This is a genomic window from Streptococcus phocae (assembly GCF_001302265.1).
In the GTDB taxonomy this organism is placed as follows: Bacteria; Bacillota; Bacilli; order Lactobacillales; family Streptococcaceae; genus Streptococcus; species Streptococcus phocae.
Window position 1 is genome coordinate 104,510 of sequence record NZ_LHQM01000010.1, and the last position, 16,166, is coordinate 120,675.

The 16,166-nt window shown below is 40.3% G+C and carries 12 protein-coding genes and 1 pseudogene; 11 read left to right on the forward strand and 2 right to left on the reverse strand.

Annotated features, from left to right (window positions below):
• Positions 1 to 12 precede the first annotated feature (12 nt).
• From holA to AKK44_RS03215, 3 genes are all read left to right on the forward strand, one after another.
• The gene (holA, locus tag AKK44_RS03205) at positions 13 to 1,047 is read left to right on the forward strand and encodes a DNA polymerase III subunit delta (RefSeq protein ID WP_054278588.1); all 1,035 of its coding nucleotides are present in this window, start codon (positions 13 to 15) and stop codon (positions 1,045 to 1,047) included.
• Between the two features lie 87 nt (positions 1,048 to 1,134).
• Positions 1,135 to 1,743, forward strand: a complete 609-nt coding sequence (sodA, locus tag AKK44_RS03210; RefSeq protein WP_054278490.1) for a superoxide dismutase SodA — start codon at positions 1,135 to 1,137, stop codon at positions 1,741 to 1,743.
• A gap of 226 nt (positions 1,744 to 1,969) precedes the next feature.
• On the forward strand, positions 1,970 to 2,926 hold the full coding sequence (locus AKK44_RS03215) for a serine hydrolase (protein ID WP_408022490.1): 957 nt from the start codon (positions 1,970 to 1,972) through the stop codon (positions 2,924 to 2,926).
• Positions 2,927 to 2,949: 23 nt separating this feature from the next.
• On the opposite strand, the gene AKK44_RS03220 is transcribed toward AKK44_RS03215, so the two are convergent.
• Together AKK44_RS03220 and queA are read right to left on the reverse strand one after the other, a co-directional pair.
• Positions 2,950 to 4,158, reverse strand: coding sequence for a DUF3114 domain-containing protein (locus AKK44_RS03220; RefSeq protein ID WP_054278491.1), 1,209 nt, complete (start codon positions 4,156 to 4,158; stop codon positions 2,950 to 2,952).
• A 9-nt stretch (positions 4,159 to 4,167) separates the two neighbouring features.
• On the reverse strand, positions 4,168 to 5,196 hold the full coding sequence (gene queA, locus AKK44_RS03225) for a tRNA preQ1(34) S-adenosylmethionine ribosyltransferase-isomerase QueA (protein WP_054278492.1): 1,029 nt from the start codon (positions 5,194 to 5,196) through the stop codon (positions 4,168 to 4,170).
• Positions 5,197 to 5,385: 189 nt separating this feature from the next.
• Here queA and nagB point away from each other — a divergent pair, with 189 nt between their 5' ends.
• The 8 genes and pseudogenes from nagB to alaS all read left to right on the forward strand — a co-directional run bounded on the left by nagB (position 5,386) and on the right by alaS (position 16,111).
• Entirely contained in the window at positions 5,386 to 6,093 is a 708-nt protein-coding gene (gene nagB, locus AKK44_RS03230; protein WP_054278493.1) for a glucosamine-6-phosphate deaminase, read from the forward strand.
• Between the two features lie 43 nt (positions 6,094 to 6,136).
• Positions 6,137 to 6,853 (forward strand): pseudouridine synthase, encoded by a 717-nt coding sequence (locus tag AKK44_RS03235; protein ID WP_054278494.1) that lies wholly within the window; start codon positions 6,137 to 6,139, stop codon positions 6,851 to 6,853.
• 95 nt (positions 6,854 to 6,948) lie between these two features.
• Positions 6,949 to 7,896: pseudogene (locus tag AKK44_RS03240) on the forward strand (competence protein CoiA).
• 17 nt (positions 7,897 to 7,913) lie between these two features.
• Positions 7,914 to 9,719: an oligoendopeptidase F gene (gene pepF / locus AKK44_RS03245; RefSeq protein ID WP_054278590.1), complete on the forward strand. Its 1,806-nt coding sequence runs from the start codon at positions 7,914 to 7,916 to the stop codon at positions 9,717 to 9,719.
• A gap of 239 nt (positions 9,720 to 9,958) precedes the next feature.
• On the forward strand, positions 9,959 to 11,173 hold the full coding sequence (locus AKK44_RS03250; RefSeq protein ID WP_054278495.1) for an L-lactate MFS transporter: 1,215 nt from the start codon (positions 9,959 to 9,961) through the stop codon (positions 11,171 to 11,173).
• A gap of 154 nt (positions 11,174 to 11,327) precedes the next feature.
• Positions 11,328 to 12,035: an O-methyltransferase gene (locus tag AKK44_RS03255; protein ID WP_054278496.1), complete on the forward strand. Its 708-nt coding sequence runs from the start codon at positions 11,328 to 11,330 to the stop codon at positions 12,033 to 12,035.
• A 62-nt stretch (positions 12,036 to 12,097) separates the two neighbouring features.
• Positions 12,098 to 13,108, forward strand: coding sequence for a peptidylprolyl isomerase PrsA (prsA, locus tag AKK44_RS03260; RefSeq protein WP_054278497.1), 1,011 nt, complete (start codon positions 12,098 to 12,100; stop codon positions 13,106 to 13,108).
• A 384-nt stretch (positions 13,109 to 13,492) separates the two neighbouring features.
• The gene (gene alaS, locus AKK44_RS03265) at positions 13,493 to 16,111 is read left to right on the forward strand and encodes an alanine--tRNA ligase (protein ID WP_054278498.1); all 2,619 of its coding nucleotides are present in this window, start codon (positions 13,493 to 13,495) and stop codon (positions 16,109 to 16,111) included.
• The last annotated feature ends 55 nt before the right edge of the window (positions 16,112 to 16,166 follow it).

Consider the following 16,166-nt stretch of genomic DNA (forward strand, 5'->3'; position numbering starts at 1 on the left):
TATAATATGAATATGATTGCGATTGAAGAGATTAATAAGATTCACCAAGATCGGTTAGGTCCGATAACGGTGGTGACTGGTGATGACATTGGACAATATAGTTATATCAAAGAACGTTTCATGAAAGCCATTGGCTTTGATAAGGAAGATTTATCTTATTCTTATTTTGACATGTCTAATGCCTCATACCAGGAAGCAGAGATGGATTTGCTCAGCCTGCCTTTTTTGGCAGAGCAAAAAATTGTGATTTTAGACGAATTATTAGATATCACGACAACTAAAAAAGCCTACCTAAAAGATACAGAGCTTAAGGCTTTTGAAGCTTATCTGGAAAATCCCCTGGAGACGACGCGCTTGGTCATTTTTGCCCCAGGAAAACTAGATAGCAAACGGCGCTTGGTGAAGGTGTTAAAACGAGACGCCTTGGTTTTAGAGGCTCAGCCGTTAAAAGATGCAGAATTAAAGACTTACTTTAAGACTTATAGCCAGCGCCAAGGATTGGATTTTGATAGTGGTGCTTTTGATCAGTTATTACTAAAGTCTAATAATGAGTTCAGTCTGGTTATGAAAAACCTGTCATTTTTAAAAGCCTATAAAAAAGATGGTCACATTAGTCTAGCAGATATTGATCAGGCTATCCCAAAAAGTTTACAGGATAATATCTTTGACTTAACGCGTTTAGTTTTGCAAAAACGAGTTGATGACGCTAAAGAATTAGTTCATGATTTACGCCTGTCAGGGGAAGATGACATCAAGCTAATTGCGATTATGATTGGTCAGTTTCGTCTATTTTTACAAATCGCTATCTTGGCAAAATCAGGGAAAAATGAGCAACAAATTGTCTCTAGTTTATCCACCTTGCTGGATAGGCGTATTAATCCTTATCAGGTAAGGTATGCGCTACGAGATTCTGGACAGCTGAGCATCTCTTATTTGCAATCTGCAGTTAGTCATTTGATTAGTACAGACTACCAAATCAAGACAGGGATATATGATAAAACCTATCTCTTTGATTTGGCGTTGCTAAAGTTAATGGCGTCCAAATAAAATAAGGTTAGAGATAATCAAATTAGTTGAAAGCTCTCATTTTTTGCGATATGATAGAAGTATCACAAAGGAAAGAGGACAGAGAAAATGGCTATTATTTTACCAGATCTTCCATACGCGTACGACGCTCTTGAGCCGCAGTTTGATAAGGAGACAATGACTCTGCATCATGACAAGCACCATGCAACATATGTTGCAAACACTAATGCTGCTTTGGAAAAACACCCTGAAATCGGTGAGGACCTTGAAGCATTGTTAGCAGATGTTGATGCGATACCAGCAGATATTCGTCAAGCTGTGATAAATAACGGTGGTGGGCATTTGAATCATAGCTTGTTCTGGGAATTACTGTCTCCAGAAAAGCAAGAGGTTACTGCTGACGTTGCCGCAGCCATTGACGAAGCATTTGGTTCGTTTGATGCTTTTAAAGAACAATTTACTGCAGCAGCAACAGGTCGCTTTGGATCAGGTTGGGCATGGTTAGTTGTCAATAAAGAAGGCAAGCTTGAAATCACGTCAACTGCTAACCAAGACACACCAATCTCAGATGGTAAAAAGCCTATTTTAACGCTCGATGTTTGGGAGCATGCTTATTATCTCAACTATCGTAACGTTCGTCCAAATTATATTAAAGCATTCTTTGACATCATTAATTGGCAAAAAGTAGCAGAGCTTTACCAAGCTGCTATCGCATAAAAGTGACTCCAATCTCAATGAGAGATTGGTTTTTTTGGAGTTTTTACGAATAGATAACATGAGGGGGGAGTGCTCTCCTTTGTAGTGTTAATTCAGTAAGTTCGTGACGACATATTAAAGGTGAGGAGAAGTTAGGTGTTTAGAGAAAAAAAGCTTATTGCTATTAGTGGATTAGTTAGTTTAGGATTGGTATTATTGTTGGTGGTCGTTAACATCGTGTCAACAAATGCGATTGAAAAAAAAAGATGACCAAAAACTAGCTAAGACCTCTACTCAGGTGACCAAAAAACCAGCTCATAAAACTTTTGTGAAATCTCTAGAAGCAAAACAAGCGGTTATGGATGCAGATCTTGCTCGGATGGATTCTCTAGGGTTATATTATGATTACCATAAGTTGAGTTTAGTGGATACCGTTAATGCTTATTTGCAAGAATTTGGCATCGATCCTTCTCAAATTGCTTTTTCTTATAAAAATCTCGAAACAGGGGAAACCTTCGCAATGAACGAGACGCAACCTATGACAGCAGGCAGTACCTATAAGCTTCCCTTAAATATGTTAGTTGTTGATGAGGTTGTCAAAGGAAAGTTATCACTGACAGAACGCTTTGACATTACCCACACTGATTACGAATACGAAAAAGAGCACCAAGCTTATGTGTCACAATTTTCTGGAGCAATGGCTATACCTGATATGCAAGAGTATTCATTGGTTTATTCGGAAAACACGCCAGCTTATGCCCTTTCTGAAAGACTGGGGGGTATGGAGACTGCTTATAGCAAATTTGGACGTTATGGCAAGTCTAAAGGAAGCATCCCAACAATCTCGATAAAAGGCAACAAAACAACAACCGATTACTATATTCAAGTGTTGGATTATTTGTGGCAGCATCAGAAAAAGTATAGCGATGTATTAGGTTATATTGGCAGGTCATTTCCAGGTGATTACTATAAAACCTATCTGCCAGGTTTTGACATCTATCAAAAACCAGGCTATGTTCGCGAGGCATTAAATGTTGGTGCTATTGTTTGTGAAGAAACGCCTTACCTTATTGCCCTATACACTGCAGGTCTTGGTGGAGCAACCGAGTATTCTCATGAAATCAATGCTCTTGGGTATCGCCAATTTGTTAATTTGACCTATGTCATCAACGAGTGGCATCGTGTGAATCAAAATAAACCTTAAAAAGAGAGCTATTAGCTCTCTTTTTAAGGTTCTTCCGTTTTAAAGTCGCCACGATAATGGTCTAATAATTTCTTAAAGGTTTTGACAGCTGATTTTGTGAGCTGTTTTAAGGATTTGTTGTTTCTACTAAAAATCGGATCGGCATGATCAGCTTGTTGCTTCAAGTCAGGCGTTTTAAATTCTTGCTGAGGATTAGTGATGGTTTTTTCAATAAAATCAGGTTCGTAGAGATCGATAGGGTCGACATCTAAGTGTTTATGTAGGTCGTCATTTTGATTACTGTAATTAAACGAAGCTCCATTAATGATACCATTTAAGTTTTGAGAGCAGGGATCGAGAGCCAGAAGGAAATGACCAGATTCTGACAAGATAAATTCTGAGTGAAAATGCACTAAAACTTTATAATTGGTCTGAGGTAGCTGGTCGGGATAGATGGCTTGGAGATTTCCATCAGCTTTTGTCCTAGTAGCGACTTTGTTATGGTAACGTGAAGATTCATTTAGGCTATAGTCTGTTTCTTCTAAGGTTGCTAGGTATTTTGCAAGAGCTTTAGCATCATTTAGTTTACCGGTATTACCATAATGGTCTCTTACCCATTGAGCTTGTTGTGTTGCTAAGACGTAGCGCAACTGATGTAACTGACGGCTAAAGGTTGTGTAGGATAGGGGATTGGTGGATGTGTAATACATTTGAACCAAAGACGCTAGCTGATCCCAAAAAGGGTCGGCAGGAGCCAGCGATGAACTGAATTGCTTGAGAACGGGTTCTATCTGCTTGATGTCACCGGTCAAATCGGTGGGCATGTGTAAATAGTTTAGCAGTAAGGATAAGGTTTTTTCTGCCTCAAGGCCATTTTGTGGGGGTTCTTGCAGTCGCCACATGTCATTAAAGGCATCAGAGCCAATTTGCTGTAGCTGTTGGTATCGCACGTGGAAGCCCTTAGCGGTTTGATAAGAGGTGACATGCTTTAAATAACCTTTTTCAATGGCCTGATAGGACCAACCGTCATGGGCTAATTTTCTCGAGTAAATGAGGATATTATTTCTTAGTTCAAAGGTATCGGACAAATTTAGGGACGTTGCTTTAGGGTGATACTGGTAAAATAAGCTGACAAAGTCTTGGTAGTCTTTATGATTTGTTTCGAATGTTATTCTGGCATGCTCTTGTTTGATAAAACTAAACAAAAAGCATATCACTAATAAGAATCCTAGTGTTTTTCCGATTGTTTTCATAGTGTTTTGCTATTGGACAAACATGGCGTCGCCAAAACTAAAGAAGCGATACTTTTCTTCAACAGCGTGTTGGTAGGCGTCAAGGACAAAATCACGTCCTGCAAAAGCAGAAACAAGCATGACTAGAGTCGATTTTGGCAGGTGGAAATTAGTAGAAAAAGCGTCAACGACAGTAAATTGGTAACCTGGTTTGATAAAGATAGATGTCCAACCTGAATCAGCTTGGATAGCTCCATTGAATTTACTACCAATTGTTTCCAAAGTGCGGATAGAGGTTGTTCCGACAGCCACGATACGACCTCCAGAAGCCTTAACCTGGCGTAGTGTGCGTGCTGAGTCTTCAGATAGGCTATAAAATTCGGAGTGCATGTCGTGCTCTTCAAGATTATCAACTGAGACAGGTCTAAAGGTACCTAAGCCAACATGCAAGGTCAGATAGACCAAGTGTACGCCTTTTTCTTCGATTTGTTTTAACAGGTCTTTTGTGAAGTGCAGTCCAGCAGTCGGTGCAGCAGCAGAGCCATTTTCTTTAGCGTAGACGGTTTGATAACGCTCAGAATCGTCTAGTTTTTCATGAATGTAAGGTGGGAGTGGCATCTCGCCCAAACTTTCTAAAACTTCTAGGAAAATACCATCGTAAGAAAATTCAACAATTCGTCCACCATGTTCTAGCTCTTCGATGATGCGCGCGGTCAAGCGACCATCACCAAATGACACTTCGGCACCAACTTTTAAGCGCTTGGCAGGTTTTGCGAGGACTTCCCATTGATCGCCTTGAGTGTTTTTAAGTAGGAGCAACTCAACGTGACCATGCGTCTCTCGTTTTTCACCATAGAGGCGAGCTGGCAGTACTCGAGTATTGTTCATTACTAGAGCATCTCCAGGATTTAGTTGATCAATAATATGATCAAAATGGCTGTCGACCATCGTTTTTTTCTTGTGGTCAATAATTAACAGTTTAGAGCTGTCTCGTTTTTCCAATGGCGTTTGGGCAATGAGCTCCTCAGGTAATTCGAAATCAAAATCATTGGTGTTCATCTTTAACTCCTTTGTAGTGTAAATGGTATGATATCGTGTTTGTATCTGATAAATCTTTTCTATTATAACACTTGTCGCCCTAGGCGTCACTTTTAATTGCGTGTTCCATAGGAGATTAGGATTGACAAAAATTGGTATATACCATATAATAGAAAGTAATAAAGGTCTATACCAATCAAGGAGGAGCAAATGAAAATTATTCGTGTAAAAAATCAACAAGAAGGTGGCAAAGTTGCCTTTTCATTACTGAAAGAGAGCATCGCTAATGGCGCTAAAACACTTGGTCTCGCAACAGGAAGTACACCGTTGTCGTTGTACCAAGAATTGGTCAAGAGTGATTTAGATTTGTCACATCTCACCAGCATCAACCTAGATGAGTATGTCGGACTGCCAGTTACCAACAGTCAAAGTTACCATTATTTCATGGGACAACACCTATTTCATGCTAAGCCATTTAAGGAAAATTTTTTACCAAATGGTTTGGCCACTGATTTGGAGCAAGAAGTGAAGCGTTATGATCAAATTATAGCTAATCATCCTATTGATGTGCAAATTCTCGGAATTGGTCGCAACGGTCACATTGGATTTAACGAGCCAGGGACTTCTTTTTCGGAAAAGACCCATGTCGTTGATTTACAGGCTTCAACTATCGAAGCTAACAGCCGTTTTTTTGATAGCATTGATGATGTTCCTAAACAGGCTATTTCAATGGGGATTGCCTCTATCATGAGTTCGCGTCAGATTATTTTGTTAGCCTTTGGTGAGGAAAAAGCAGACGCTATTCAGGCGATGATTCAAGGCGAAGTAACCGAGTCATTACCAGCTAGCAGTTTGCAACATCATGATCATGTTGTGGTCATTTTAGATGAAGCGGCGGCATCAAAATTGGATAAGTAGCCAAGAGATAGGTCTCCAGCGATAATTATGATAAACTGTTAGCATGCGTTTAGATAAATTATTAGAAGAGACCAAAACTGGCTCTAGAAATCAAGTCAAAAAATTAATTCGGGCTCAGTCGGTTTGCATTGACGGTCACCCAGCACAATCTGGTCGCCAAAATGTAGACCCTGGCTTGCAAACCATTACAGTCCATGGCAGAGAGATTGATGGAGTACCTCATGCCTATTACTTATTAAATAAACCGTCTGGAGTGGTGTGTGCGAGATCTGATGCCCAACACCAAACAGTTATTGACTTAATTGCTGACAGACCAAAGCCTGATGGGTTGTATCCTGTCGGACGCTTGGACCGTGATACGAAGGGACTAGTGCTCATTACAAATAATGGACCACTCGGCTTTCGAATGCTTCACCCTAAGCACCATGTCACAAAAACCTACAAGGTAACGGTCAATGGATTTTTGGGGGCTGATGCCCCATGCTTTTTCAATAATGGCATAGTTTTTCCAGATGGAACGAGTTGCAAGCCGGCACAGTTAGTTCTGCACCAAGTGAGTGACCAATGTTCCCAAGCAGAAGTGACACTGGTTGAAGGAAAATTTCATCAGGTAAAAAAAATGTTTCTGACCTACGGGGTAAAAGTGACAGCCTTAGAGCGAGTTGCTTTTGCAGGGTTAGAATTGGGAGATTTAAAGGTAGGCGACTATCGTCAGTTAACGACAGCAGAAAAGAACATTATCCGAAGCTACTTAACCTAGCTCTTGGTCATAACAGATAACAAGAACCAGCAAAAAGCCTGGTTCTTTTTTCGAATAATGAAGTAGAATAAAATGAATCAAGGAGTGGTGAGAGCGTGCTAACAGCAATTGATGAGAACGGCAAATTGATTTCTTTACTAGCTAATGATTTCCCCAAGTCTACTGCTTTTTATTGCCCTGGTTGCCAATCGGCCTTGCGTTTTAAAAAAGGGAAAGTGGTGAGGGCACATTTTGCGCATGTTAGCCTGAAACATTGTGATTATGTGTCGGAAAACGAATCAGTAGAGCATTTGACCTTAAAATCGAAATTATATGCGAGTTTAAAAGCTACTGAAACCGTTGCGATCGAGTCATTTCTACCAGACATTAGGCAGGTTGCTGACTTGTTGGTCAATAATCGTTTGGCTATAGAAGTACAGTGCAGTCAGCTATCCATAGAACGATTAGCCAAGCGAACCCAAGCCTATCAGAATAACGGGTATCAGGTGCGCTGGCTGCTCGGAAAAAAGCTATGGTTGCACAAGCGTTTGTCCGTCTTACAAAAACAATTTCTGTATTTTTCTTGGAAAATTGGCTTTCATATTTGGTAGTTAGACTTAGAAAAAAACTGCTTAAGATTGCATTACCTCATCCATGAAGATTTGTTTGGAAAGGCTTCTTATTTGAGCAAAACGTGCTCGCTAGATGGGGATATTTTAGCATTTTTACGATTTCCCTATCAGAAGCAAGTGCTTTTATCTTATCAATTAGTGATGGACCAATACCTCTTAGCCAAAATACAAAGGGCGTTAGTGTCAAAAAATGCCAAGTGGTTAGCCAAGCAAGAAGCGGCGTACTTGGAAGGGAAAAATTTACTGGTGCAACCTTTAGAAGCTTTTTACCCACAAATTAGTCCCGTAACGTCGCATCAAGGCTTTATCCAGATTCAAGATGATTTAACGACCTATTATCGATTATTTGAGGCTTATTATCAAAAAGAAACAAATAAAAAGGTGCAAACGCTTTTCTCCCCCTTATATTATGGTAAAATGGATAGACAATGAAAATTCAGGAGGCTTTTATGACAGATAATCGCAGTCACTTAGAAGAACGATACACTTGGGACTTAACTACTATTTTTGCAACTGATGATGCTTGGGAAGCAGAAGTCAAAGCTTTAACAGCTGCTGTCGAAGATGCTAAACAGTATGCTGGGCACTTGTTAGACTCTAGCGCTAATTTATTAGCCATTACAGAAGCTTATCTAGACTTGGCACGTCGTATTGAAAAAGTTTATGTCTACGCTCATATGAAAAACGACCAAGACACAACTGTTGCCAAGTATCAAGAGTACCAAGCCAAAGCTTCTGGCTTATATGCTAAATTTAGCGAGGTCTTTTCATTCTATGATCCAGAAATCATGACCCTTAGCCAAGAAGACTATCAGAAGTTTTTACAAGAAACACCTGATTTAAACGGCTACCAACATTTCTTTGATAAGCTCTTCAAAGCACGCGAACATGTGCTTAGTCAAGCAGAAGAAGAGTTATTAGCAGGTGCTCAAGAAATCTTTAACGGTGCTGAAGAAACCTTTAGTATCTTGGATAATGCTGATTTGCTTTTCCCAGTTGTAACGACCCAAGAAGGTAAAGAAATCGAAATCACCCATGGTAATTTCATTAGTTTGATGGAATCTAAAGATCGTAAGCTACGCCAAGCTGCCTATGAAGCCATGTACAGTACTTACGAACAATTCCAGCACACCTATGCTAAAACCCTACAAACGAATGTTAAAGTCCAAAATTACAAAGCGCGCGTGCACAAGTACGATTCGGCTCGTCAGGCGGCCATGTCAGCGAATTTTATTCCAGAAGCAGTTTATGATACCCTTTTGGAGGCTGTTAATAAGCACTTACCACTGTTACACCGTTACTTAAAATTACGTCAAGACGTTCTTGGTTTGGACGATTTAAAAATGTATGATGTCTATACGCCTTTGTCTGAGGTTGATTTGGCAATCGGCTATGATGACGCTTTGGAAAAAGCAGAGAAGGTCTTGGCTGTTTTTGGTAAGGATTATGCAGATCGTGTTCGTCGTGCCTTCACAGAGCGTTGGATTGACGTTCACGTCAACAAAGGCAAACGTTCAGGTGCTTACTCAGGTGGTTCTTATGACACCAATGCTTTTATGTTGCTGAACTGGCAAGACACTCTAGATAACCTCTATACCTTGGTTCATGAGACTGGTCACAGCTTGCACTCGACGTTTACACGCGAAAATCAGCCTTACGTGTACGGCGATTACAGCATCTTCCTTGCTGAGATTGCATCAACAACGAACGAAAACATCATGACAGAAGCCCTCTTAAATGAAGTTCAAGATGATAAAGAACGTTTTGCGATTTTAAACCATTATCTAGATGGTTTCCGTGGCACCGTCTTTCGTCAAACACAGTTTGCGGAGTTTGAACACGCCATTCATCAAGCAGACCAAAAAGGCGACGTGCTTACCAGCGAGTACCTCAATCAGTTATATGCTGACTTGAATGAGAAATATTATGGTTTGAGCAAAGACGACAATCACTTTATTCAGTATGAGTGGGCACGAATCCCTCATTTTTACTACAATTACTATGTTTATCAATATGCCACAGGCTTTGCGGCAGCTAGCTATTTGGCTGATAAAATCGTCCATGGCACTCAAGAAGACATTGACGCTTACCTAACTTATCTCAAGGCAGGAAATTCTGACTATCCACTTGCTGTTATTGCTAAGGCAGGTGTCGATATGACGAAGGTTGACTATTTAGAGGCAGCTTTCAAAGTCTTTGAAGAACGTCTCACAGAACTCGAAGCCTTAGTGGCTAAAGGGGTTCATAAGGCCTAACAACGAATAGATTTAGTGATACAGAGCTGATACAAGCTTTCTGTATCACTTTTTTGTTGCAATACGAATGGGTAAATCAATGATTGTTTGTCACTTTTTGGAAAGGCTAAACTCAAATAACGTTCGTTTATTATATATTAAACTTAACTTTTGACATTGATATATGAATATATTAAACTAAAATCCTAATATTTATCAAAAAATATCAATTGATATTCGTTTATAGAAAAGAGGACTTTGTGAAAAAAACAAATCGTTACCTTGTTGCAAGTTCGGGAGTTATCTTGCATTTGATGTTGGGATCCACCTATGCCTGGAGTGTTTATCGTAATCCGATTATGCAAGAAACAGGATGGGACCAATCTTCTGTTGCCTTTGCCTTTTCATTAGCCATTTTTTGTTTAGGCTTATCGGCAGCTTTTATGGGGCGTCTAGTGGAAAGATTTGGTCCACGCCTTGTGGGGAGTATATCGGCTGTGCTATACGCTTCAGGAAATATCTTGACAGGGCTGTCTATTGATCAAAAAGAGCTCTGGTTGCTGTATGTTGGCTACGGTATTATTGGTGGTTTAGGTCTTGGAGCAGGTTATATTACCCCTGTCTCAACCATTATCAAGTGGTTTCCTGACAAGAGAGGTCTAGCCACAGGTTTAGCAATTATGGGCTTTGGCTTTGCCTCTTTGCTCACAAGCCCTATTGCTCAGTTTTTGATATCCACAAAGGGATTGGTCAACACCTTTTATATCTTAGGACTGATTTATCTTGTGGTCATGTTAGCGGCTTCGCAATTCATTAAAAAGCCGACAGAAAATGACATCAAAGAACTGAGTCAAAAGAGCAAGCAAAAGCAAGCAAGGGATATGACTCAAGGGATCACGGCTAATCAAGCTTTGAGAACGAAATCTTTTTATCTTCTTTGGGTTATTCTATTTATCAATATTGCTTGTGGACTTGGACTAATTTCGGTAGTCGCTCCAATGGCACAAGATATGGCTGGCATGACAGCAGAGTCAGCTGCGGTTACTGTAGGTCTGATGGGGATTTTTAATGGAATAGGTCGCTTGCTGTGGGCAAGTTTATCTGACATTATTGGACGACCAACCACCTTTTTACTCTTGTTTCTTGTCAACATGTTGATGACTGGGAGCTTGTTGATGTTTCAGACCCCATTTTTATTCATCTTTGCGATGGCAGTGTTAATGACTTGCTATGGCGCTGGTTTTTCGCTCATCCCCCCTTATTTAAGCGATGTTTTTGGGGCAAAAGAACTAGCAGCACTACACGGCTATATTTTAACGGCTTGGGCTGCAGCCGCTCTAGTAGGTCCGATGATTTTATCATGGACATACGCTCTCACAGGGAATTACTACCCAACCTTGGGATTATTTATCCTTCTTTATGCCATAGCTTTAGGCTTGGTTCTTATTTTGAAACGTTTCCCAAAACTGTACTAAACGAGTAAAAAGATCTTAAGCAAAAGATACCTATTAAGGTGTCTTTTTTATTGAGGAATCTTGTGTTCACTGTTAAAAATAGACCTGAAACAGAATGAAAGCTTATGATATCAATCTTCTTGACACTAGATATTGGGTGTGATATGCTAATTCCATGGTTAAATCATATAGTAAAAATGCAAATCACAACATGCGTCGTCCTGTAGTAAAAGAAGAGATTGTTGACATGATGCGCACACGCCAGCAGCAAAATAGTGGCTTTTTAGCAGACATTGAACGCTTTGCTCGCCAAGAAAACATTCCCATCATTCAACCTGAAGTAGTGGCTTATTTTAGAGTTTTACTGCAAACTATCCAGCCTCAAAAAATTCTTGAAATAGGAACAGCCATTGGCTTTTCAGCATTATTGATGGCTGAGCATGTGCCCCAAGCAAGCATCACAACGATTGATCGCAATGCTGAAATGATTGCTTTAGCTAAGGAAAATTTTTCTAAATATGACGTCCGCAAGCAGATTACCCTTCTTGAGGGGGATGCTGCGAGCCTGTTACCAGAGCTTGATGGTGATTTTGAGTTTGTTTTTATGGATTCTGCGAAGTCTAAGTACATTGTTTTTCTACCCGAGGTGTTAAAACGTCTCAAGGTAGGCGGGGTTCTAATCTTAGATGATGTTTTCCAAGGTGGCGATGTTGCCAAACCGATCTCAGAAGTTCGAAGAGGGCAACGCACCATTTACCGTGGTCTTCAAGCTTTATTTGATGCAACCTTGAAAAATCCTGGTTTGACAGCTAGTTTGATTCCGCTGAGTGATGGCTTACTCATGATTCATAAAAATGATGCAACGATTGACTTAATGGATTAAGTTAAGTTTAAGAAAATATGATATAATAAATGAGTTAACGATGAAAAGGAGTTCTTTATAACATGAAAAAATCAAAAAAACTAGTTGCAGGTCTTGTGACACTGGCATCAGTAGTGACACTAGCAGCCTGTCAATCAACTAATGAAAATACAAAAGTCATCACTATGAAAGGTGATACTATTACGGTTAAAGACTTTTACGAGGATGCTAAAAATGCAGCTAGCTCACAACAAGCTATGCTAAACCTTGTTTTAACAAGAGTTTTTGAAGATCAGTATGGCAAAGAAGTTTCTAGCAAAGAAGTTGAAAAAGCTTATAATAAAACAGCAGAACAATACGGAACATCATTTGCAAATGCACTTGCAGGTGCAGGTCTAACCAAGGAATCTTATAAACGCCAAATTCGTACCACAATGTTAGTAGAGCATGCTGTCAAAGAAGCTGCTAAAAAAGAACTAACTGATGCCAATTATAAAAAAGCTTATGAGTCTTACAGCCCTAAAATGACCACAGAGGTTATCACACTTGACACAGAAGATGCTGCCAAGGCAGTTTTGGGTGAAGTGAAAGCTGAAGGCGCAGATTTTGCGGCTATTGCCAAAGAAAAAACCACTGCTGCAGCTAAAAAAATAGGCTATACCTTTGACTCAGGTGATACCAAGTTACCTGCTGATTTGGTTAAGAAAGCTTCTTCACTAAAAGAAGGAGAAATTTCAGATGTCATTTCTGTTTTAGACCCAGCAACTTATCAAAATAAATTCTACATTGTGAAAGTCACTAAAAAGACTGAGAAAAGTGGAGACTGGAAAACCTATAAGAAACGTCTCAAAACGATTGTTTTAGATGAAAAAACAAAGGACACAACTTTCCAAAACAAGGTCATTGCTAAAGCATTAGATAAAGCAAACGTTAAAATCAAAGACAAAGCATTTGCTAATATTTTAACGCAGTATGCTAATACTGATAAAAAAGCTGATGCAAAACCATCAAATGAGTCTGCAGGAAATCCAATCCCAACAGAAGGAGTTCCTACTGAAGCTCCAGAGGCACCAAAATCAGACGCTGCTGAGTAGTCCACGCCATCAAGTGTAATAAATCGTTTTTGCTTTAACTTGACGACAAATTAAAAAGACTGTATAATAAATAGGTTAAGAATTGTTTATCAAGGATTTGAGTCAGAGAAGTGACGGTTGCTGCGAGTCATGGATAATCAGATAGACATGCTACTTAATCTAAAAATCTAAAATTAACTAATAAGAATGACAAGTTCATTGAATAGAGGTGGTACCGCGGTTTTCGCCCTCTGTGATATGGACTTGTCTTGTTTTATAACTCACTCACTTTAAACCAACGAAAGGAACTGAGGTTGTTAGCTAGCTTGAGACGGCTTATGCTCTTTCTTGCACAATGCTTTATGGAATGATAACTTCCTTTTCAGCCTCTATATCTTATTTACTATGAAACACATGACATCAGCACAAATCCGCCAAATGTGGTTAGATTTTTGGCAGTCAAAAGGCCACTCTGTTGAGCCTTCTGCCAACCTTGTTCCTGTTAACGACCCAACCTTGCTTTGGATCAATTCAGGTGTTGCAACCCTCAAAAAATACTTTGACGGTTCAGTTACTCCAGAAAATCCACGTATCACCAATGCTCAAAAGTCTATTCGGACCAATGATATTGAAAATGTCGGAAAAACAGCCCGTCACCACACGATGTTTGAGATGTTGGGGAATTTTTCAATAGGTGATTATTTCCGTGATGAAGCCATCGACTGGGGCTTTGAACTGCTCACAAGTCCAGAATGGTTTGGTTTTCCAAAAGAAAAACTTTATATGACCTATTACCCAGATGATAAGGATTCCTATAACCGCTGGTTAGCATTAGGAGTTGATCCAAGCCACTTGATTCCACTAGAAGAAAACTTTTGGGAAATTGGTGCAGGGCCGTCTGGACCAGACACTGAGATTTTCTTTGACCGTGGCGAAGCTTACGACCCAGAAAATATCGGTATTCGTCTCCTCGAAGAGGACCTTGAAAATGACCGCTACATTGAAATTTGGAACATTGTTTTATCTCAATTCAATGCTGATCCGGCTGTGCCACGCTCAGAATATAAAGAGTTGCCAAATAAAAACATTGATACGGGAGCAGGTTTGGAACGCCTTGTAGCTGTTATGCAAGGTGCAAAAACAAACTTTGAAACAGACCTCTTTTTACCAATCATTCGTGAGGTTGAAGCCCTATCTGGCAAGACATATGATCCAGATGGAGACAACATGAGTTTCAAGGTTATTGCTGACCATATCCGTGCTCTTGCATTTGCTATTGGTGACGGTGCTTTACCTGGTAATGAAGGTCGTGGCTATGTGCTTCGCCGTTTGCTTCGCCGTGCTGCGATGCATGGTCGCAGACTTGGCATAAAAGACACTTTCCTTTATCAATTGGTAGAGGTTGTCGGGCATATCATGGAGAGTTATTACCCAGAAATTCTCGAGAAACGTGAGTTTATCGAGAAAATTGTAAAACGTGAAGAAGAGACGTTTGCTCGCACGATTGATGCTGGGTCAGGTCATTTGGATCAATTGCTTGCGCAATTAAAAGAAGCAGGTAAAGATAGACTTGATGGGAAAGACATCTTTAAACTTTATGATACCTATGGATTCCCAGTCGAATTAACAGAAGAAATGGCAGAAGATGCTGGTTATAAAATCGATCATGAAGGCTTTAAAGCAGCCATGAAAGAGCAACAAGACCGTGCACGTGCAGCTGTCGTTAAGGGTGGATCGATGGGGATGCAAAATGAGACGCTTGCAGGCATTGTAGAGCCATCAGTATTCTTGTACGATACACAAACTGTGGATGCGCAGTTGTCTGTTATTATCGTAGACAATAATCGTAGTGAAGTGGTCTCAGAAGGTCAAGCCCTACTTGTTTTTGATCAAACGCCATTCTATGCAGAAATGGGTGGACAGGTTGCGGACCGAGGTGTCATCAAAAATGATCAAGGTGACATTGTTGCACGTGTCCTAGATGTTCAAAGGGCTCCTAACGGGCAAGCACTTCATACTGTTGAGGTCTTGGCTAGCCTATCAGTCGAGATGATGTATACATTGTCTATTGACTATAAGCGTCGTTATGCCGTTGAGAAGAACCATACGGCGACTCACTTATTGCACGCAGCGCTTCACAATGTTATTGGTGAACACGCTACCCAAGCTGGTTCCTTGAATGAAGAAGAATTCCTTCGTTTTGACTTTACCCATTTTGAAGCAGTCACTGCAGAGGAACTTCGTCAGATTGAAGCAGAAGTCAATGAACAAATTTGGAAAGCACTTGCCATTACCACGTTAGAAACAGATGTTGAAACAGCCAAGTCAATGGGAGCGCTAGCTCTCTTTGGCGAAAAATATGGCAAAACAGTTCGTGTGGTTCAAATTGGCGACTACTCTGTTGAGCTTTGTGGAGGGACGCATTTGGGGAATTCCTCAGAGATTGGTCTCTTCAAGATCATAAAAGAAGAAGGAATTGGCTCAGGAACACGTCGTATTTTAGCGGTCACCGGTCAACAAGCCTTTGAGCACTTCCGTAAGCAAGAAGATGCCTTGAAAGAAATAGCTCAGACCTTGAAAGTGCCACAAATGGATCAAGTACCTGCCAAGGTGTTGAGCCTAAGTGAACAGCTCCGCGATTTACAAAAAGAAAATGCAGAGCTTAAGGAAAAAGCAGCAGCAGCCCAAGCAGGAGATGTCTTTAAAGACGTCAAGGAAACTAATGGCTTGCGCTATATTGCGAGTCAAGTTTCTGTATCAGACGCAGGAGCTCTTCGTACCTTTGCAGACAACTGGAAACAAAAAGACTATTCGGATGTGCTTGTCTTAGTAGCAAGTATTGGTGAGAAAGTCAACGTTTTGGTTGCAAGCAAGTCCAAAGATGCTCATGCCGGTAACATCATCAAAACCTTGGCACCAATGGTGTCAGGTCGTGGCGGTGGAAAACCAGATATGGCCATGGCTGGTGGATCAGATGCTTCTAAAATAGCAGAGCTTTTAGCAGCTGTACCAGAAACATTGTAAATAAAAAGTTAAACCAAGTTCTTTAGAACTTGGTTTTTTGCATCAAAATGACAAT

Excerpts from the sequence above, each read along its gene's own strand:
- pepF (WP_054278590.1), top strand. The coding sequence starts at position 7,914 with ATGACAGATAATCGCAGTCACTTAGAAGAACGATACACTTGGGACTTA.
- nagB (WP_054278493.1), top strand. The coding sequence starts at position 5,386 with ATGAAAATTATTCGTGTAAAAAATCAACAAGAAGGTGGCAAAGTTGCC.
- queA (WP_054278492.1), bottom strand. The coding sequence starts at position 5,196 with ATGAACACCAATGATTTTGATTTCGAATTACCTGAGGAGCTCATTGCC.
- alaS (WP_054278498.1), top strand. The coding sequence starts at position 13,493 with ATGAAACACATGACATCAGCACAAATCCGCCAAATGTGGTTAGATTTT.
- AKK44_RS03255 (WP_054278496.1), top strand. The coding sequence starts at position 11,328 with ATGGTTAAATCATATAGTAAAAATGCAAATCACAACATGCGTCGTCCT.
- AKK44_RS03220 (WP_054278491.1), bottom strand. The coding sequence starts at position 4,158 with ATGAAAACAATCGGAAAAACACTAGGATTCTTATTAGTGATATGCTTT.
- AKK44_RS03215 (WP_408022490.1), top strand. The coding sequence starts at position 1,970 with ATGCGATTGAAAAAAAAAGATGACCAAAAACTAGCTAAGACCTCTACT.
- holA (WP_054278588.1), top strand. The coding sequence starts at position 13 with ATGATTGCGATTGAAGAGATTAATAAGATTCACCAAGATCGGTTAGGT.
- AKK44_RS03235 (WP_054278494.1), top strand. The coding sequence starts at position 6,137 with ATGCGTTTAGATAAATTATTAGAAGAGACCAAAACTGGCTCTAGAAAT.
- prsA (WP_054278497.1), top strand. The coding sequence starts at position 12,098 with ATGAAAAAATCAAAAAAACTAGTTGCAGGTCTTGTGACACTGGCATCA.
- sodA (WP_054278490.1), top strand. The coding sequence starts at position 1,135 with ATGGCTATTATTTTACCAGATCTTCCATACGCGTACGACGCTCTTGAG.